The organism is Massilia niastensis DSM 21313 (genome assembly GCF_000382345.1).
Lineage (GTDB): Bacteria > Pseudomonadota > Gammaproteobacteria > Burkholderiales > Burkholderiaceae_D > Telluria > Telluria niastensis.
The window spans coordinates 39,340-58,569 of sequence record NZ_KB908093.1 but is presented as its reverse complement, the minus strand read 5'-3'; the positions used below and the strand labels follow the sequence as shown (position 1 = coordinate 58,569).

The window sequence follows — 19,230 nt, the reverse complement described above, 5'->3', positions numbered from 1 at the left end:
GAGACAGTTTGACTACTCTTTATATACGGCACCCGGCCCGCGCGGAAGGCGAAGGCGCGCTGTGCCGGTTCGCGGTGGTGGCCGAGGGCGGCGCCATCGAGCAGCAGGGCGAGGGTGCGCTGCGCAACCTGGGCGACCTGGTCGCGGCCAGCCGCCGCGTGGTGCTGGTCCTGGCCGGCGCCGACGTCACCCTGCTGCCGGTCGAGGCGCCGCCGCTGAGCGGTACGCGCCTGCGCGCGGCCTTGCCGGCCCTGGTCGAAGAACACATCCTGGGCGATCCGGGCGAGTGCGTGCTGGTCGCCGGACCGCCGCTGCCCGACGGCCGCCGTCCGATCGCGGTGGTGCAGCAGGACTGGCTCGAGCCGATGGTGAAGGCCATCCTGGCCATGGGCGCACGCGCGGTCAGCGCCGTGCCTGCCCAGCTGTGCCTGCCGCTCCAGCCGGGCAACGTCAGCGCCGCCATCGGCGCCGGCGAACTGCTGCTGCGCCAGGGCCAGTACGAAGGCCTCGGCCTGGCGCTGGACAGCAACCCGGCGCTGGCGCTGCAGACCGCGCGCGCGCTGTCGGGCGACGCTCCGCTGGTGCTGTACGTGCCGAACGAACGGCTGGGCGAATACCAGATGCTGCTGGCCGAAGCCGGTCCCGGTATCACCGTGGAATCTGATTCCTGGGCGCACTGGATCGCCGGCACGAAGAGCTCGACCATGGACCTGGTGCCGGGCCTGGGCTCGGCCGGCGCGGTGCAGCGCGACTGGAGCCGCTGGCGCTGGCCGATCCGGCTGGCCGTGCTGGCGGTGGTGGTCAACATCATCGGCCTGAACATCGAGTGGCTGCGCCTGAAGCGCGAAGCCGACGCCGTGCGCCAGCAGATGACCCAGTCCTTCCGCTCGGTGTATCCGAACCAGCCGGCGATCGACCCGGTGGCCCAGATGCGCCAGAACATCGCGCGCGCCAAGGCCAATAGCGGCCAGATCGCGACCGACGAGTTCAACTGGCTGGCGGCCGCGTTCGGCGAATCGCTGCGCGCGCTCGCGCGCCAGCCCGGGCTTGCATCAATGGAGTACCGGGAACGGGCGCTGACCGTGCGCGTCAAACCCGACAGCATCGACCCGAACGCCGCCAGCCAGCTCAAGACGGCGCTGTCGGCACGCAACCTGACCCTGGAGGAAACGGCTCCCGCCACCTGGGTGATCCGTAGCACAGGAGCCAAGCCATGAATCTCACCAGCAAGATCGCGCAGGTACGCGAACGCGCGCTGTCCTACTGGATCGCGCGCACCGACCAGGAGCGCAAGTTTCTCACCGTCGGCGGGGCGGTGGCCGCGCTGGCGCTGCTCTACCTGGTGTTCCTGGATCCGGCGCTCGAAGGCCGCGCCGAGCTGAGGCGCTCGCTGCCCAACCTGCGCCAGCAGGCCGCCCAGCTGCAGGCGCTGGCGTCCGAGGCCCAGGCCCTGGCCGGTACGCCGGCCCCGGCGGTGACGCCGATGACGCGCGAAGGATTGACCGCCAGCATGAGCACGCGCGGCCTCACCGCCGCCTCCTTGAACATGACCGGCGAATACGCCAAGATCGAGTTGAAAGGCGTGTCGTTCGCCAACCTGATGGCCTGGCTCGACACCCAGCGCCGCGAGAACCGGGTGCTGGTGCAGGACGCCGCCTTCACCGCCCAGACCGCGCTGGGCCAGGTCGACGCCATGCTGACGCTGCGCCAGGGCAGCGCCCCGGCGCAATGAGGCGGGTGCTGCTGTGGGGTGCGCTGGTGGTGCTGGCGGTACTGCTCACGATCCTGGCCTTCCTGCCCGCCGCGTGGCTCGGCCCGAAGGTCGAGGCGCAGACCGGGGGCCGTTTGACTCTGGGGGATGCGCAGGGTACGCTGTGGCGAGGATCTGCCTTCGTGGGCGGTGCGCCGGGCGAGGGTGGGGTGGTGACGCCGTTGCTGCCAGGACGTTTCTCTTGGCAGCTGTCACCACTGGTGCTGTTGGGCCAGGTCAGCATGGAGCTGGACAACCCGCAGGCCTTGTCGCGTCCGGTGCGCATCGAAGGCAGCTGGTCGCAATGGCAGGTCAGTCCTGGCGAGCTGCTGCTGCCGGCCGCCGGCCTGTCCGGCCTGGGCGCCCCGCTGAACACGCTGGCGCCGTCGGGCACGATCAAGCTCACCTGGAATACGCTCGACCTGCTGCGCCAGGAGCGGACGATGACGGTCCAGGGCCGTACCGTACTGTCGCTGAGCGACATGGGGTCGCGCATGTCCCCGATCAAGCCGCTCGGCAGCTACGAGATGGTGATGGACTGGCGTGGTCCGCAGGCGGACCTGAACCTGCGCACCGTGAGGGGGGCGCTGCTGCTGTCGGGTTCGGGGATGCTGCAGGATGGACGGCTCCGGTTCTCGGGGCAGGCCACGGCCGCCGAGGGCTATGAAGATACGCTAGGTAACATGTTGAACCTGCTGGGCCAGCGCCGCACGGTGAACGGCAAAAACATAATCGCACTCGAGTTCAGATAATGAAAAAAAATTCCCGTACGACCTCCACGATCCCGGCGCTGCGCCGCCTTGCCGCCGGCGCCATGCTGTGCTGCTTCGCCGCCACGGCCTTGCCGCCGGCGCCGGCCCGGGCCCAGGAAAGTGCGAATGCCGCGGCCCTCAGCTTCGTCAACGCCGACATCGAGTCGGTGATCAAGGCGATCGGCCACTACACCGGCATGACCTTCATCATCGATCCGCGCGTCAAGGGCACCCTGACCCTGGTGTCCGAGAAATCGCTGAGCAAGACCCAGGCCTTCGGCCTGCTGACCTCGGCGCTGCGCCTGCAGGGCTATGCGGTGGTCACCAGCGGCGACGGCTATGCCAAGGTGGTGCCGGAAGCCGAGGCCAAGCTGCAGTCCGCGCCGACCCAGGTCGGCGGCGTGCGCGCCAGCAAGGCCAGCGGCGACCAGATCGCGACCCAGGTGTTCTACCTGTCCTACGAATCGGCGCCCAACCTCACCGCCGTGCTGCGCCCGCTGATCTCGCCGAACAACTCGATCACGGCCAATCCGGGCAACAACACCCTGGTCATCACCGACTACGCGGACAACCTGCGCCGCCTGGCCAAGATCATCGCCGCGCTCGACGCGCCGGTGGCCGCCGACCTCGATGTCATTCCGGTCCGCAACGCCATCGCCAGCGACATCGCCACCCTGGTCACGCGCCTGATGGAGCCATCCGCCGGCGGCGATTCGGGCCGCGTCACGGTGCTGGCCGATCCGCGCACCAATTCGCTCGTGGTCCGCGCCCCCTCGCAGGCGCGCGCCAACCTGGCCAAGGGCCTGATCGCGCGCCTCGACCAGCAGACCACGTCGCAGGGCAACATCCACGTCGTCTACCTGAAGAACGCCGACGCCAGCCGCGTGGCGCAGACCCTGCGCGCCGTGGTGTCGCAGGACGCCTCGGCGGTGCCGGTGCAGCAGCAGGGCACCTCGGGCGGGTCGATCACCGCGTCCACCGGCAGCGGCCAGCAGGGCGGCGGGCTCGGCGGCCAGCAGGGCCAGCAGAGCAGCACCGGCATGGGCGGCACCGGCGGCAGCTTCGGCCAGCAGAGCCAGGCGACCGCGGGCGGCGCCGGCGGCGGCCAGGGCTCGGGCTTCATCCAGGCCGACGCCTCGACCAACAGCCTGATCATCACGGCGCCGGACGCCGTCTACCGCAACCTGCGCGCCGTCATCGACCAGCTCGACGTGCGCCGCGCCCAGGTCTACATCGAGGCGCTGGTGGTCGAGGTGACCTCGAACAAGGCCTCCGAGTTCGGCGTGCAGTGGGTCGGCGCCACCGGCGACTCCGAGAGCAGGTACCGCCTCGGCGGCCTGCAGAACTTCAGCGGCAGCAACTCGTCGAACAGCATCGTCAACCTGGCCGCGGCCGCGAGCCAGGGGCTGAGCGGCACCTCGACGCCGGTCTTGCCGGGCGGCCTGTCGATCGGTATCTTCCGCCAGATCAATGGCGAGCTGGGCCTGGGCGCCATCGCGCGCGCCCTCGAAACGGACGGCAACGCCAACATCCTGTCCACGCCGAACATGATTACGCTGGACAACGAACTGGCGACGATCAAGGTCGGCCAGAACGTGCCGATCATCACCGGCTCGTTCACGACCTCCGGCAGCACCGGCGGCGGCAACCCGTTCCAGACCGTCGACCGCAAGGACGTCGGCCTGCTGCTCAAGGTGCGCCCGCAGATCTCGGAAGGCGGCACCATCAAGATGGCGATCTACCACGAGAACTCGAGCGTCGATGTCTCGACCCGCAACCTGTCGTCGGGCCTGACCACCAACGTGCGCGCGATCGAAAGCAATGTGCTGGCCGACGACGGCCAGATCATCGTGCTCGGCGGCCTGATCGAGGACACCGAGGGCGATGGCGAGGAAAAGGTACGCGGCCTGGGCGATATCCCGATCCTGGGCAACCTGTTCAAGTACCGCACCCGCACCCGCAACAAGACCAACCTGATGGTATTCCTGCGGCCGGTGGTGGTGCGCAGCAAGGAAGCCTCGAACTCGCTCGCGATGGACCGCTACGAATTCATGCGCGCGGCGGGCGCCTCGGGCCAGCCGGCCGATTCGCCGCTGCTGCGCGACCTGGGCGCGCCGCTGCTGCCCCCATTGACCAACGGCCAGCCACCGTCCGGCGGCGGCATGGCCAGGATGCCGGCCACCGTGCCGGGCCAGCCCCAGCCAGCCCAGCCGGCGCAGACCCAGCCGGGGCAGACGCAGCCGGTCCAGGCGCGTCCGGGCCAGGGCCAGTCCTCGCAAGCCGTCCCGGGCGCGGCCCAGCCGGCCGCCCAGCCGGGTAGCCAGGCCACGCCGGCCGCGCAGTTCCGTCCGGTTATGCCGGGCACCGCCCAGCCTAACCCGCCGGCCAGTGTCCAGCCTGGCCAGCCACCGAACCAGAATTGACCTCATCATGAACAATCTGTTGCCTTACGCTTTCGCACGCGACCATGGCGTGCTGGCGCGCGGCGGCGACGAACCCGGACAGAGCATCGAAGTACTGGTGTCCGGCACCACTTCGCCGGCCGCGATCGCCGAGGTGTCGCGCCGCTTCGGCCGCATCACCCTGCGCCGCCTCGACCGCGGCGAACTGGACGACGCCATCGCCAGCGCCTATGCCGGCGGCGGCGGCGACGCTTCCCAGGTGGTGGACGAGTTCGATGCCGACCTCGACCTTACCCGGCTGCTGCAGGACGTGCCGGCCATCGAAGACCTGCTGGAATCGTCCGACGACGCCCCGGTGATCCGCATGATCAACGCGCTGCTGACCCAGTCGCTGCGCGAAGGCGCCTCCGACATCCACATCGAACCCTTCGAGCAGACCTCGGTCGTGCGCTTCCGCATCGACGGCGCGCTGCGCGACATCGTGCGTCCCAAGAAGGCGATCCACGCCTCGCTGATCTCGCGTATCAAGATCATGTCGCAGCTCGACATCGCCGAGAAGCGCCTGCCGCAGGATGGCCGCATCACCCTGCGCGTGGGCGGCAAGCCGGTCGACGTGCGCGTCTCGACCCTGCCGACCGGCCACGGCGAGCGCGCGGTGCTGCGTCTGCTCGACAAGGAAGCCGGCCGCCTCGACCTGTCCCACCTGGGCATGAGCGAGGACATGCTGCCGGAGTTCGACCGCCTGATCAACCAGCCGCACGGGATCGTGCTGGTTACCGGCCCGACCGGTTCCGGCAAGACCACCACGCTGTACGCGGCGCTGTCGCGCCTGAACGCGTCCTCCACCAACATCATGACGGTGGAAGACCCGATCGAATACGACCTGAACGGCGTCGGCCAGACCCAGGTCAACGCCCGCATCGACATGACCTTCGCCAAGGCGCTGCGCGCGATCCTGCGCCAGGACCCGGACGTGATCATGATCGGCGAGATACGCGACCTGGAAACCGCGCAGATCGCGGTGCAGGCCTCGCTCACCGGCCACCTGGTGCTGGCGACCCTGCACACCAACGACGCCGCCTCGGCCGTGACGCGCCTGCTGGACATGGGCATCGAACCGTTCCTGTTGTCTTCATCCTTGCTGGGCGTGCAGGCGCAGCGCCTGGTGCGCAAGCTGTGCTCGCAGTGCAAGACCTTCGACGGCAAGACCTGGCATGCGGTCGGCTGCGACCGCTGCGGCCATACCGGCTACCACGGCCGGGTCGGCGTGTACGAGCTGCTCACCACCACCGAGGAAATCCGCGCCCAGATCCACAACCGCGCCTCCGAGGCCGAGATCCGCGACACCGCCATGAAGTCGGGCATGAAGACCATGCGCGAAGACGGCGAGCGCTTCCTGCGCGACGGCACCACCACGCTGCCGGAACTGCTGCGCGTGACCAAGGAATAAGCGATGCCGGCCTTCCGATACGAAGCGGTCGACGCCGGCGGGGCCACCCGCAAGGGCGTGGTCAACGCCGACAGCCCGCGCGCCGCGCGCGCCGACCTGCGCACCCAGGGCCTGACTCCCTTGAATGTGGAAGCGATCGCGGCCCAGGTCGACGCCTCCGGCGCCACCACCCGCTCGCGCGGCATCGGCGAGCGCCTGTCGCAGGTCGAACTGGCGCTGTTCACGCGCCAGCTGGCCAGCCTGCTCGAAGCCGGGCTGCCGCTCGAGCAGGCCTTCACGGCCCTGCTGGAGCAGGCCGAGCGTCCCTACCTGCGCGACCTGATCGCCTCGATCCGGTCTGAGGTGACGGGCGGTTCGTCGTTCTCGACGGCGCTGTCGCGCCATCCGCGCGACTTCGCCGAAATCTACCGCGCGCTGGTCTCGTCGGGCGAGCAGATCGGTCAGCTGGCGCGCGTGCTGTCGCGCCTGGCCGATTACATCGAGCGCCGCAACGCGCTGGTGCAGAAGGTGCGCTTGGCCTTTACCTATCCGGCCATCGTCACCGTGGTCGCGTTCGCGATCGTGATCTTCCTGCTGACCTACGTGGTGCCGCAGATCGTCTCGGTGTTCGCCAACACCAAGCAGAAGCTGCCGGTCCTGACCGTGATGATGCTGGCCGTGTCCGACTTCACGCGCGCCTACGGCATCTATGTCGCCATCCTGCTGGGCGGCGCGTTCTGGCTGTGGCGGCGCGCGCTGCGCAACCCCGACCTGAAGCGGCGCTGGCATACCTGGCTGCTCAACGCTCCGGTCTATGGCAAGTTCGAGCGCAGCCTGAACACGGCGCGTTTCGCCAGCACCCTGGCGATCACCACCGGTTCCGGCGTGCCGATCCTGCGCGCGCTTGACACCAGCCGCGACACCCTGTCGAACGTGGCGATGCGCGAACTGGTCGAACAGGCGACCGCCAGCGTGCGCGAAGGCGTGAGCCTGGCGCGGGCGCTGTCGGCGCAGAAGCATTTCCCACCCATGCTGGTGCACATGATCCGTGCCGGCGAGATCACCGGTGAACTGCCGGCCATGCTGGAGCGCGCCGCGAACTCGCAGCAGGCCGACCTCGAACGCCGCACCCTGACCATTGCCGGCCTGCTCGAGCCGGTGCTGATCCTGGCGATGGGCCTGGTGGTGCTGCTGATCGTGCTGGCGGTGCTGATGCCGATCATCGAAATCAACCAGCTGGTGCAATGATCCCAAGGAACCCATGAACAAGCGTTTGCCCATTATCCTCAGCCTGCTCGCCCTGATCCTGTTGGCGGCATCGATCGCCTACTGGGTGCTGCAGCTGTACAAGCCGCCCCAGCGGCCGCTGGCGGCGGCGCCGGTCTCGGCGCAGGCGGAACCGAGCGTGGACGCGGCCGCGACCCTGTTCGGCGGCCAGCCCTCGACCCAGATCTCGAACTTCCAGCTCACCGGCGTGGTGGCGGCGGGCCCGAACAGCGCCGTCATCATGGTGGCCGATGGCGCGCCGCCGGTGGCGGTGCGCATCGGCCGCGAGATCGCGCCCGGCGTCGTGGTGGCCGAAGTGCACCAGCGCTACGTGATGCTGTCCGACGGCGGCGTGATGAAGCGGGTGGAGCTGGCGACCGATACCCGGCCGCAGCAAGCCCCCGCCGCGCCGGATGGCGCCCAGGCCTCGCCGACCCTGGTGGGCGCGGCGCCGGAGCCGGGCGTCGAGCCGCAGACCTCGCCGGGCGCGGTGAGTCCGCCGCCAGGCATGCGCGGCGGGCAGCCGGCCCAGGCCGCGCAGCAGCAGCAACAGCAACAATTGCAGCAACGGCAGCAGCAGCAGCAGCAACAGCAACAGCAGCAGCAGCAGCAGAACGTCGAGGTCGTGCCCGAGCCGAAGATGGATGCGGCGGCGGAGGCGGCCCTCAACCCGCAGACGGAACCCAGCGCTGTCGATCCGGATGCGGATCCGGCCCCGGTCGATCCGGACCAGGCGCCTCCGCAGCAGGTGCAGATGCCGCCGGCGCCGAACCCGGTCAACAGCCCGGCGCAGCAGCAGAATCCGCCGACCCGCTAGGCGTCACGGCGCCTCGCCTGGCGCGCCGGCTAGCGCCGCAGCGCGGTGAACGCCGCCAGTTCCCACGACCTGCACCCCACCAGCAGCGTAAATCCCTCTCGTTCACTCGCCGGCAGCCTGCGGTCGTTGCGGTGCAGGCGCGCCAGTTCGCCGGCCAGCTGGCCGATCTTCTGCGTCAGTTCCTGGGCGCTGGCGGCCGACAGCCGGGCCGGCAGGCACATCAGCGTTTCGCCGGGCCCGTCGAAGCCGCCCGAAAAATAATCGCCCACCACCTGTTCGCGGAAGTAGCGCTGCACCGGTCCGTCGGGCAGCCAGCGGAAGGCGTTCGACACCCGCAAGGTGTAGCGGTTCAGGGGTTTGAGTTCGATCAGTCCGAGCCGGTCGAGTTCGACGAGCAGGCCGATGCATTGCGCTTCGGTGAGGCGGTAGGTCTCGACGATCTGTTCCATGCCCCAGTGGCCGAGGCAGCAGATCGCCACCAGCAGCAGGCGCGGATTGGCCACCAGCGAGGTTTCCTGCGGCAGGGTCAGGGCGTCGGCCTGGGTGCGCGCATCGAGCGCGCCGCGCAGCACGTCTTCCATCGCGATGCCGGTGGCCTGGCAGATCTGGGCCAGCCGCGACAGCGCCATGTCCTTCTGCCCGAACATGCGCTTGACGCTCGATTCGCTCACGCCGATGCGCTCGGCCAGCGCCTTGTAGGTGATGCCGGCCGCGCGCAGCTGGGCGCGCAGCACGTCGAGGACGAGTTCGGGGGAGCTCATGGTGTTCCATGCGGGGTCGATGCGGCTGAATGTACCTGCGAATCGGATGAGGCACAAGGGCGGGGCGACCGGCGCACACGAAAAAAAGCGGGCACGCAAGCGCGCCCGCCAAGGGAGGACCGTTACATGCCGGACGGCTGCGCCGCCCGGCGACATCGGGGATTATTCGTCGTCGTCCGCGACCAGCTTCGCCTTCTTGAGCGCCCGCTTGGCTTCCTGCCGCTCGCTCGACAGCGGCTTGGCGTGGGCGCCGGCCGCGCGGGCCTTGGCCAGGGCCGCGATCGGGTTGCGCGGCTTGCCGAACTGTTGCGAAGGTTCGACCCGCAGGCGCATCTTCTGCCGGGTCGCGAGTGCCTTGTTCGCCATGCGGGTCTCCTGGTTGCTTGGACGCTTACAGCACGTAGCGCGACAGGTCTTCGTTGACCGCCAGCTTGTCGAGCCGGTCGTTGACGTAGGGCGCGTCGATCCGCACCACCTGGTCCTTCTCGGCGCCGGCGGTGAACGAGATTTCCTCGAGCAGCTTTTCCATCACCGTGTACAGGCGGCGCGCGCCGATGTTCTCGGTGCGTTCGTTGACCGAGAACGCGATCTCGGCCAGGCGGTGGATGCCTTCCTCGAGGAAGTCGACCTTCACGCCTTCGGTCGCCAGCAGCGCTTCGTACTGCTTGGTCAGGCTGGCGTCGGTCGAGGTCAGGATGCTCTTGAAGTCGGCGATCGACAGCGATTCCAGTTCGACCCGGATCGGGAAGCGGCCCTGCAGCTCCGGGATCAGGTCCGAGGGCTTGGCCAGGTGGAAGGCGCCCGAGGCGATGAACAGGATGTGGTCGGTGCGGATCATGCCGTACTTGGTGTTCACCGTGGTGCCCTCGACCAGCGGCAGCAGGTCGCGCTGCACGCCGGCGCGCGAGACGTCGGCGCCGCCATGCTCGGAACGGGTGGCGATCTTGTCGATCTCGTCCAGGAACACGATGCCGTTCTGCTCGACGTTGGCGATCGCCTTCTGCTTCATCTCGTCTTCGTTGATCAGCTTGGCCGCTTCCTCGTCGACCAGCAGCTTCATCGCTTCCTTGATCTTCATCTTGCGCGGCTTCTTGCGCGCCGCGCCGACGCCGGCGAACATCGACTTGATCTGCTCGGTCATCTCTTCCATGCCCGGCGGCGCCATGATTTCCATCTGCGGCGCGGCGTCGGCCACTTCGATCTCGATCTCGCGGTCGTCGAGCGAGCCTTCGCGCAGGCGCTTGCGGAAGGTCTGGCGGGTGCTGTCGCCTTCCTTGGCTTCGGTGCTGTTGACGTTGAAGCCGAAATCGCGCGCCGGCGGCACCAGGATGTCGATGATGCGGTCCTCGGCGGCATCCTCGGCGCGCTGGCGCACCTTCTTCTGCTCGCTGGCGCGGGTCTGCTTGACGCCGATGTCGATCAGGTCGCGGATGATGGTGTCGACGTCGCGGCCGACGTAGCCGACCTCCGTGAACTTGGTCGCCTCGATCTTGATGAAGGGCGCGTCGGCCAGCTTGGCCAGTCGGCGCGCGATCTCGGTCTTGCCGACGCCGGTCGGGCCGATCATCAGGATGTTCTTGGGCGTGATCTCGTGGCGCAGCGGTTCCTCGACCTGCTGGCGGCGCCAGCGGTTACGCAGCGCGATCGCGACCGCGCGCTTGGCCCTGGATTGGCCGACCACATGCTTGTCCAGTTCGGAGACGATTTCGGGAGGGGTCATGTTCATGGTATGGCCGCTTCAGTCCAGGGTTTCGATAATGTGGGACAGGTTGGTATAGATGCACAGCTCGCCCGCGATGGTCAGCGCCTTCTTGACCACTTCGGCGGCCGGCAGCTCGGTGTTCTCGAACAGCGCCTTGGCGGCGGACTGGGCGTACACGCCGCCCGAACCGATGGCGCCGATGCCGTCCTCGGGTTCCAGCACGTCGCCGTTGCCGGTGATGATCAGGGTCGACTCGCGGTCGGCCACCAGCAGCATCGCCTCCAGGCGGCGCAGTACGCGGTCGGTGCGCCAGTCCTTGGCCAGTTCGACCGACGCGCGCAGCAGGTTGCCCTGGTGTTTTTCCAGCTTGGCTTCGAAACGGTCGAGCAGGGTGAAGGCATCGGCGGTGCCGCCGGCGAAGCCGCACAGGACCTTGCCCTGGTAGAGCTTGCGCACCTTGCGCGCGGAGCCCTTCATGACGACGTTGCCCAGGGTGACCTGGCCATCGCCGCCCAGCGCTACCTGGTTGCCGCGCCGTACACTGACGATGGTGGTGCCGTGAAATTGTTCCATTTTGACCTCGTGGTTGTCTAGCTTTCCAGAGGTGGGGGCCATGCATCAAATTGCAAGACAAACTCGACAGTAAACAATTTCTGGCAGGAATAGCTGTTTGTTTCCCCGGGATGTGTTGGCGCTTTGTTAATAGCGATGCGGGTAGAGCCTGACGCCGTCGCCGGCCCCGAGCAGGCGCAGCAGGGCGGCGGCGAGGTGGTTCAGCTCGCGCAGTTCGACCCGCTTGCCGGCCTGGGCGTGGACCTGCAGGCGGGCCAGCAGGGCGCCGGCGCAGGCATACTCGATGCGCGCCAGGCGCGCGCAATCCAGCACCACGGCTTGGTGCGCGCCGGCGTAGGCGTCGATGGCCGCGCACAGCGGCGCCGCGTTGCCGGCCACCACGGGCGGCAGCATGAAACGGTCGCCCGCGGCCGGCGCCGGGGCCGAGGTGGACACATGGCGCGGCGCCTCGAACGAGGGCGGCGACACCTCGAAGGTGACGCAGTAATCCATCGCCGTTTCCTCGAAATCCTTTTCGCGGCTGGTCAGCAGCAGGAGTTCGAGCAGCAGCAGCCAGGGCGCCTGGCTGGCCTCGCGCACGCCGATCGCCAGCATCGGCCTGAGCACGGCCAGCAGGGTGTCGGGAGCGGCCAGCACCAGCTCGCGGCCGCCGAAGCGCAGGGCCTGCAGGGCCGCCAGCAGGCGCGCGCAGCCGTCCTCGTCGGCGCGGCGCACGGCGCCGAAGTCGAGCCGCACCACCGGCGTGCGGGCATCGAGCAGGCGCTGCAGGCGTGGCGCGACGCCGGCGTCGAGCAGCGCCGGGAAGCTCTCGGCCGCCGCCACCGTGGCCGTGGCGGCTGCTTCGCCGGAAACCGGAAGCGGTGCATGGAAGCTCGGCGGGGAGGTTTCGAAATGGCTGGCGTAGTCGATCGCGATGCTCTCGAACTCCTGTTCGCGGCCAGTGGCCTGGTACAGGTCGAACAGCATCCACCACGGCAGGCGCTCGCTGCGCCCGAGGGTAGCCAGGCAGTCGCGCAGCAGCTGTTCGGCGGCCGCCGCCTGGCCGCCGGCGTACAGGATGGCGCTTTCCTCGACCGCCGGCGCGCTGGCGGGCGCGGCGGCCGGCTCCAGGCTGTCGTCGGGATCGGCATCGGGCGCCGGCTCGGGCACCGCGGCGGGCGCCGCCGCCGGATGGCGCGCCTGGCTGCCCCAGGCCGTGTCGTCGTTGAAGATGTCGGACGCCATCTCCAGCTCGATCTCGTCGATCTTGGCGGCGGTGGCGCGCGCGATCTCGCGCTGGCGCGCGCGTTCGGCCTCGCTGTCCAGGCGCGACGGCTCGCCGGCGCGCAGCCGCGTCTCGGGCGCCAGGAAGGCGGCGCCCGTGTCGTCGTTCTTTTTCTTCAGGAAGGAGAAGAGCCCCATGATCCCCGTTGTCCGTCAGTCAACCGGTAGGTACGCGCCAGACCTTAGCACGGACCGCTTTGGCGCGTGCTGCGCGCACGCGTCGGCAGCTAGTGTATCCCATGGGAAAGAATATGCATGCACGACAGGTACAGCCGGAGCGTCGTAAACGAAAAAAGCATGCGAGGGTGTCGCATGCTTTTTCGATGGGGCGCGGGCCGCTCAGTCGCCGTAGAGTTTCTGCTTGAGCTCGCGGCGTTGCTGGGCTTCCAGCGACAGGGTGGCAGTCGGGCGCGCGATCAGGCGCGGGATGCCGATCGGCTCGCCGGTTTCCTCGCACCAGCCGTATTCGCCGGCTTCGATGGACTGCAGCGACTGCTGGACTTTCTTCAGCAGCTTGCGTTCGCGGTCGCGGGTACGCAGTTCCAGAGCGTGCTCTTCCTCGATCGTGGCGCGGTCGGCCGGATCTGGAACCAGGACGGTTTCGCGCAGGTGTTCCGTGGTTTCGCCGGCGTTTTTCAGCAGTTCTTTTTCGAGTTCCTGCAGGCGGTTCTTGAAAAAGGCGAGCTGCGCCGGATTCATGTAGTCGTCGTCGCTCATCGCCCGAATCTCTTCTTCCGTCAGGAGGCGTTCTTCGGGTTGGGCGGTATTCGGTTTCGTTGTTTTAGTCATGATGCCTTCGATACGACAGAGGTTTTCATTTTATCAGCTTACTCAGCCGTTACACCTCCGATGCTACAAGGTGTATGCGTCCGACGCTGCCTTGACGGCGAGGGCCCGCCGTCCCATCTATCCTGTCCTGCCGCTTGCGCGGGCAGAACGGTACACTGCTGGGGCGTAATCCGGACTCCTGTGACAACTGTCGAGGCAGGCCATCAGGCAGGCCCGGGCATACTAGTAAAACCAATGTAGTTTATACCAAACATTGTTCAAGACCGCGGACAAAAACGTCTTTTGGTAAATTTTTGCCAATAAAGACCATTTTACTGCCGGGTGTCTCGTTTTCGCCCCATTTCGGTCCGACGTCGCTGCCCATAATCTGGTGCACGCCCTGGAAAACGACCTTGCGGTCGACGCCCTGCATGCGCAGCACGCCCTTGTAGCGCAGCATCTGCGGGCCGAAGACCTGCACCAGGCTGCCCAGGAACTGTTCCAGGCGTTCCGGATCGAATGCGCGCTCGCTCTTGAACACGAAGGCGGCGATGTCGTCCGTGTGGTGGCTGTGGTGATGGTCGTGGCCGCAGGCCTCGGTGTGCTCGTGCTCATGGCCGCAATGCGCATCATCGTGGTCGTGGTCGTGGCCTTCCTCGACCTGCAGGAAGTCCGGGTCGAGTTCCAGCTTGTCGTTCAGGTTGAAGCCGCGCAGGTCGAGCACCTCGGCGATCGGCGCGCGGCCGAAGTCGCTGGTCGAGATCGGGGCGCGCGGGTTCATCCGGTGCAAACGCGTCTTCAGCGTCTCGACCGCGGCGGCGTCGACCAGGTCTGTCTTCGACAGCAGGATCTTGTCGGCAAAGCCGACCTGGCGCTGCGCTTCCTCGTGCTGGTCCAGCTGGTCCATGGCATGGCGCGCATCGACCACGGTGACCACGGCGTCGAGCAGGTAGTTGGCGCCCACTTCCTCGTCCACGAAGAAGGTCTGCGCCACCGGGCCGGGGTTGGCGAGGCCGGTGGTCTCGATCACCACGCGGTCGAAGGCGATCTCGCCGGCGGCGCGCTTCTGCGCCAGGCTGGTCAGGGCCACGATCAGGTCGCCGCGCACGGTGCAGCAGATGCAGCCGTTGTTCATTTCCACGATCTGCTCGCTGCTGTCCTGGACCAGGATTTCGTTGTCGATATTCTCCTGGCCGAATTCGTTCTCGATCACGGCGATGCGCATGCCGTGCTCTTCCTGCAGGATGCGGTTGAGCAGGGTGGTCTTGCCTGCGCCGAGGAAGCCGGTGAGGATGGTGCTTGGGATCAGGTCCATGATTACTCGTTCGGTTGGGGTCCGGGTGGGACAGGATGAGACGGGAGAACCGGGGGATTATGCCGCAATTCTTGCAAGCTCACCATCAACCATGCCACGTATTGACGCAGCTCAGCGCCGCGCGCCGTGTTCGCCGTGCCCGGCGTGCTACTTCGATTTGGCGCGCGGATGGGCGCGGTCGTACACCGCGGCCAGGTGCTGGAAATCGAGCGAGGTATACACCTGGGTCGAGGTGATGCTGGCATGTCCGAGCAGTTCCTGCACGGCGCGCAGGTCGCCCGAGGATTGCAGCAGGTGCGAGGCGAACGAGTGGCGCAGCACGTGCGGATGCACGTGCACCGCGGTGCCGGCGCGCAGCGCATGCTGCTTCAGGCGCTGCTGCACCACGCGCGGCGTGATGCGGGTGGCGCGCGCCGACAGGAACAGGGCGGCGCTGCCGTCGCGCGCCGGCGGGCGCACCGCCAGCCAGGCCGCCAGCGCCGCGCGCGCGGGGCCGCCGACCGGCACCCGGCGCATCTTGCCGCCCTTGCCGGTGACCACCACTTCGCCGCCATCCAGGTCGAGCCAGCCGGGCGAGGTCGAGGCCGAGGACGGAGCGGCGGCGGCGTCGCGGTAGGCCAGGTCCAGCCCGGCCAGCTCGGACACCCGCAGGCCGCTCGAATACAGCAGCTCGAACATCGCGCGGTTGCACAGCTCGAAGGGTTCCGGATGGCCGTGGACGTTCGCTTCCATCAGCTGCACCGCGTCGTCCACCGCCAGCGCCTTCGGCAGCGCCTTGGGACGGCGCGGCGCGCGCACGCCGTCGACCGGGTTGGCCGGCAGTGCGGTCTGGCGCGCCAGCCATTCGTAGAAGCCGCGCCAGCCCGAGAGCTTGCGCGCGATCGAGCGCGCCGACTGGCCGCCCGCGTGCAGCCTGGCCGCGAAGCGGCGGATGTCGGCGTGGGTCAGGCGGGCCCAGTCGGCGTGGCCGGCCAGCTGGCCCAGTTCGGCCAGGTCGCGCCCGTAGGCGGCGATGGTGTGCGGCGACAGCTGGCGCTGGGTGGCCAGCTCGCCGAGGTAGCGCGCGGCCCAGTCCTGCGCGGCCCGTTCCACCGTGCCGGCGGGCGCGTCCATGTTCAGGCGCGCAGCGGCGCCAGCGCGGTGCTGGCGGTGGCGGCGATGTGGACCAGGAAGTCGGTCGCCATCGCGGTGGTGAAGCGCTCCAGGTCCGGCGAGCCGAGCACCAGCAGGCCGAAGGTCTGGCCGTGCGGGCCGAGCGGCAGCATCACGGTGGAGCGCACCGAGGCCGCGTCGTCGAGCCAGCGCACCGCTTCGAAGTCGTTGTTCGGGCCGCAGTAGGGCGCGCGCAGGCTGTTGGCGAAGATGCGGGCGTCGTCCGAGACGCCGCTGGCGAACCAGGCGCCGGCGTGTTCGGGCGCGACATTCCACAGGCGCAGGGTGACCTGGGGAACGGCAAAGTGGGTGCGCAGGCCGTCGGCCAGGTCGCGCGCCATGGCCGCGCCGCCGCCCGAGACCAGCAGGGCCTGGGTCCAGGCATGGAAGCGGTTGGCGATGCCGGCGTTTTCCTCGGCGCGGCGCGACAGGTCGGACAGGCGCAGTTCGAGCGCGCGGTACTTGTCGCGCATGACTTCCATCTGGCGCTCCTGCAGCGACACGGCGCGGCCGGTCAGGGGGCTGGACAGCTTGACCTCGCCCAGCAGGGCGGCCTGTTCTTCGAAGAACTGCGGGTGGTCGATCAGGAATTGTGCGACGGCGGCGGAGTCCAGTGTTGCGGTCATGAAGAAATTCTTGGTTGGAGGTAATCGTTTGACATTCTACCTGACCGGAACAGGCGGACGGACATAAAAAAAGACGCCCGCAGGCGTCTTTTGGTCCACGGCGCAGGCCGTCAGAAGCGGTGGCGGATGCCGATCTGCAGTGCGCGGCCGTCGGCGCCCGGCGTTTCGGTGAAGCCGCCCGGGTTGCCCGCGGTGCCCGGCGAATATTGCGCTTCATTGTCGTTCTTGATGAAGGCGGCGACGGTGTACAGGTCGGTGCGCTTCGACAGGAAGTAGTCGTAGCCGATCGCGTACAGGTTGGCGTCGCTGTTCGAGGCGGTACGGTCGTTCTGGTGCGCGTACGAGGCCATGACGCGGCCGCTGCCGAGGCGGTAGTGCAGGCCGGCCTGGTAGCTCTTCGCATCCTGCTGGGTGTTGGCGGTGATCGCACGCGAGAAGATGCCGCGCAGCGCGGCCTGGGTGGCCGCCGGAATGCCCTGCGCCGTCAGTGCCGGCACCACGGCCGCGTCCCAGCCGCCCAGGTAGTCGGGGATCAGGGCCGAGTTGCTGTTGCGCTGGCTGTGGAAGCCGGCGAAGAACTTCCAGGTGTCGTTCAGGGTGTAGGAGCCGCCGACCGTGGTGGTGCGCAGGCTCGGACGGCCCTGGCGCTCGTAGCCATGGTTGTAGCCGACGCCGACGTCGAAGCCGTTCGCCTTGTAGGTCAGGGCGCCGGCGCGGAACTTGTTGTAGCGGCCGAGGTAGCCCGAACCGCGCGCGCCGTACATCAGCGAGCCGCCGATGCCGTTCGGCAGGGCGATGCGGTACTGGACCGCTTCCTTCGAGCGGATGTCGGCGCCGAGCGCGGTGAAGCCGGCGGTGCCGCCGGTCACGTGGCCCCAGGTGCCGGCGGTGCCGGATTCAAAGACGTCGGCCATGTTGAACACCTCGTAGCCCGGGGTGTACATGTTGCCCAGCATGATGGCGCCGATCGGGGTGATCATGCCGACGTAGGACGTGCGGTCGAACAGGGCGCGTTCCTGGTTCACGGCCGGGCCGCCAGGCGGCTGGATGGTGGCCTGGAGGCGGTCGAGGATCGCAGCCGGGATGCCTTGCATGCCGCGCAGCAGGTAGCGGCCCGGATTGTCGTTCATCAGGGTCGGCTGCTGGGTGCCGGTATCGAGTTCGACGCGCGCCTCGAGGTTGAAGATCGCCTTGTAGCCGTTACCGAGGTCTTCGGTGCCCTTGAAGCCGATGCGCGAACCGTCGGCGCCGCCGCTGTAGATCTTGGTCGGGCCGCCTTTTTGCCACATCACGCCGGCGTCGGCGATACCGTAGATCTGGACGCTGGTCTGGGCCAGGGCGGAAGTTGCGAAGGTGGCGCCGAGCAGGGCGGCGATAAGGCTCTTCTTCATTGGGTCTCCATGGTTTGTTCTTAGCAATTTAGTTGCTTGGTCGCATTGCAAATATGCCACTCGTGGTGCGCACTGTACAGAACGCTCGTGCGGAAATTGTTCACATCCCACGATACGTTGTGAAAACACTACAGAGATTGATCAAAAACGAAGGCGGACATGGTTGCCCATATCCGCCCTGGGTAGCTGCCGCGGGCCGCAACCCGCGCCTTCCCGCTTAGAACGAGTGGTTCACGCCCACGTCGTAGTGGTTGACTGCCGACGGGATGGCGGTCAGGCCACGCTTGCGCGATGCGTCGATGTACAGGTAGGTGCGCTTCGACAGGCTGTACTCGTAGCCCAGCGAGAGCTGCTTGACCTTGTTCAGGCCGTCGGTGTCCTTCTGGCCATAGCCGGCCAGGATCTTGCCCGGGCCCATGGTGTAGTTCGCGCCCAGCACCCACGACTTGGTGTCGGCGTTCAGGAGGCGGGTGTGGCCCTGGTCCTGGTCGGAGTAGATGCCCATCAGCTTCAGTTCCGGGGTCGCGTTGAACGACGCCGCGATCGACCAGACCTTCGATTCGACCGCGTTGCGCTCGTAGCCGGCCATGAAGGCCGCCGGGCCGTAGTTGTAGGTGGCGCTGACCGAGAACGGGTTGGCCGAGGCCTGGGCGTTGGCCGGATACTGCGGAGCGGCTGCGGTGCCGCGGCCGATGAAGGCGGCGCCGTTGGTGCCTTCCTTGCTCGCGATCGAGGTGTTCAGCTGGAAGCCGCCGACGATCGGCGAGTTGTACCAGACAGCATTGCCCCAGCGGTTATGCGAGTTGCCTGCCGGTTCCAGCGGCTGCGAGGTGTAGCCGGCGACCGCCAGGTCGGCGTAGAAACCGGCCGGGCTCGGCAGTGCGTGGAAGGGCTCGAAGGCGCCGATGGTTTCGTGGTACGGGGTCAGGCCGCGGCCGAGGCGGACCATGCCGAAGTCGCCTTGCAGGCCGACGCGGCTCTGGCCCTGGAACAGCGGACGGGTGACGCTTTCGAGGGTGCCGGTGTCCGGCTCGTAACGAATTTCCAGTTGGAACAATGCCTTCAGGCCATTGCCGAGGTCCTCAGTACCCTTGAAACCCAGGGTATTGGCTGCGCGCTTGCCGATATTCAGGCTCTGGCCGGTGCGCTTGATCACGCCCGCGTCCAGATTACCGTAGATCTGCACCGTGGTTTGCGCGTGTGCCGCACCGGCGAAAGCGCCAAGCAGTGCGACTGCCATGAGGGATTTTTTCATTCTTTGTA

Annotated in this window: 18 protein-coding genes; 7 read left to right on the top strand and 11 right to left on the bottom strand. The window is 67.9% G+C overall.

Going from position 1 to position 19,230, the window contains the following annotated elements:
• Positions 1-8 precede the first annotated feature (8 nt).
• Genes gspL through H162_RS0112315 form a run of 7 tightly spaced genes read left to right on the top strand, consistent with a single transcriptional unit; the run spans position 9 to position 8,416 of the window.
• The gene (gene gspL, locus H162_RS0112345; RefSeq protein WP_026354558.1) at positions 9-1,217 is read left to right on the top strand and encodes a type II secretion system protein GspL; all 1,209 of its coding nucleotides are present in this window, start codon (positions 9-11) and stop codon (positions 1,215-1,217) included.
• Positions 1,214-1,732 carry a type II secretion system protein M gene (locus H162_RS0112340; RefSeq protein WP_020653778.1) on the top strand — a complete coding sequence of 173 codons (519 nt, stop codon included), beginning with the start codon at positions 1,214-1,216 and terminating at the stop codon, positions 1,730-1,732. The genes gspL and H162_RS0112340 overlap by 4 nt, the downstream gene beginning before the upstream one ends.
• Positions 1,729-2,502 carry a type II secretion system protein N gene (gene gspN / locus H162_RS0112335; protein ID WP_026354557.1) on the top strand — a complete coding sequence of 258 codons (774 nt, stop codon included), beginning with the start codon at positions 1,729-1,731 and terminating at the stop codon, positions 2,500-2,502. The genes H162_RS0112340 and gspN overlap by 4 nt, the downstream gene beginning before the upstream one ends.
• Positions 2,502-4,925 carry a type II secretion system secretin GspD gene (gspD, locus tag H162_RS0112330; RefSeq protein ID WP_020653776.1) on the top strand — a complete coding sequence of 808 codons (2,424 nt, stop codon included), beginning with the start codon at positions 2,502-2,504 and terminating at the stop codon, positions 4,923-4,925. The genes gspN and gspD overlap by 1 nt, the downstream gene beginning before the upstream one ends.
• 7 nt (positions 4,926-4,932) lie before the next feature.
• Positions 4,933-6,354 (top strand): type II secretion system ATPase GspE, encoded by a 1,422-nt coding sequence (gene gspE, locus H162_RS0112325; protein ID WP_020653775.1) that lies wholly within the window; start codon positions 4,933-4,935, stop codon positions 6,352-6,354.
• Between the two features lie 3 nt (positions 6,355-6,357).
• Positions 6,358-7,581, top strand: a complete 1,224-nt coding sequence (gene gspF, locus H162_RS0112320) for a type II secretion system inner membrane protein GspF (protein WP_020653774.1) — start codon at positions 6,358-6,360, stop codon at positions 7,579-7,581.
• Between the two features lie 13 nt (positions 7,582-7,594).
• A complete protein-coding gene (locus tag H162_RS0112315; RefSeq protein ID WP_020653773.1) occupies positions 7,595-8,416 on the top strand; it encodes a type II secretion system protein N in 822 nt (273 codons plus the stop codon).
• 29 nt (positions 8,417-8,445) lie between these two features.
• On the opposite strand, the gene H162_RS0112310 is transcribed toward H162_RS0112315, so the two are convergent.
• The 11 genes from H162_RS0112310 to H162_RS0112260 form a co-directional block, all read right to left on the bottom strand.
• On the bottom strand, positions 8,446-9,177 hold the full coding sequence (locus H162_RS0112310) for a helix-turn-helix domain-containing protein (protein WP_020653772.1): 732 nt from the start codon (positions 9,175-9,177) through the stop codon (positions 8,446-8,448).
• Between the two features lie 162 nt (positions 9,178-9,339).
• Positions 9,340-9,543: a hypothetical protein gene (locus H162_RS0112305; RefSeq protein ID WP_020653771.1), complete on the bottom strand. Its 204-nt coding sequence runs from the start codon at positions 9,541-9,543 to the stop codon at positions 9,340-9,342.
• A gap of 25 nt (positions 9,544-9,568) precedes the next feature.
• On the bottom strand, positions 9,569-10,903 hold the full coding sequence (gene hslU, locus H162_RS0112300; RefSeq protein WP_020653770.1) for an ATP-dependent protease ATPase subunit HslU: 1,335 nt from the start codon (positions 10,901-10,903) through the stop codon (positions 9,569-9,571).
• 12 nt (positions 10,904-10,915) lie between these two features.
• Complete coding sequence (gene hslV, locus H162_RS0112295; RefSeq protein ID WP_020653769.1) at positions 10,916-11,452, bottom strand: ATP-dependent protease subunit HslV; 537 nt, start codon at positions 11,450-11,452, stop codon at positions 10,916-10,918.
• Between the two features lie 126 nt (positions 11,453-11,578).
• The gene (locus H162_RS0112290) at positions 11,579-12,853 is read right to left on the bottom strand and encodes an STAS domain-containing protein (RefSeq protein WP_026354556.1); all 1,275 of its coding nucleotides are present in this window, start codon (positions 12,851-12,853) and stop codon (positions 11,579-11,581) included.
• 201 nt (positions 12,854-13,054) lie between these two features.
• Complete coding sequence (gene dksA / locus H162_RS0112285; protein WP_026354555.1) at positions 13,055-13,504, bottom strand: RNA polymerase-binding protein DksA; 450 nt, start codon at positions 13,502-13,504, stop codon at positions 13,055-13,057.
• Between the two features lie 241 nt (positions 13,505-13,745).
• A complete protein-coding gene (locus tag H162_RS0112280) occupies positions 13,746-14,798 on the bottom strand; it encodes a CobW family GTP-binding protein (RefSeq protein ID WP_020653767.1) in 1,053 nt (350 codons plus the stop codon).
• Positions 14,799-14,945: 147 nt separating this feature from the next.
• A complete protein-coding gene (xerC, locus tag H162_RS0112275; RefSeq protein WP_020653766.1) occupies positions 14,946-15,911 on the bottom strand; it encodes a tyrosine recombinase XerC in 966 nt (321 codons plus the stop codon).
• 2 nt (positions 15,912-15,913) lie between these two features.
• The gene (locus H162_RS0112270) at positions 15,914-16,576 is read right to left on the bottom strand and encodes a DUF484 family protein (protein WP_020653765.1); all 663 of its coding nucleotides are present in this window, start codon (positions 16,574-16,576) and stop codon (positions 15,914-15,916) included.
• 110 nt (positions 16,577-16,686) lie between these two features.
• Positions 16,687-17,967 (bottom strand): porin, encoded by a 1,281-nt coding sequence (locus H162_RS0112265; protein WP_020653764.1) that lies wholly within the window; start codon positions 17,965-17,967, stop codon positions 16,687-16,689.
• A 217-nt stretch (positions 17,968-18,184) separates the two neighbouring features.
• Complete coding sequence (locus H162_RS0112260; protein ID WP_026354553.1) at positions 18,185-19,222, bottom strand: porin; 1,038 nt, start codon at positions 19,220-19,222, stop codon at positions 18,185-18,187.
• Positions 19,223-19,230 lie beyond the last annotated feature (8 nt).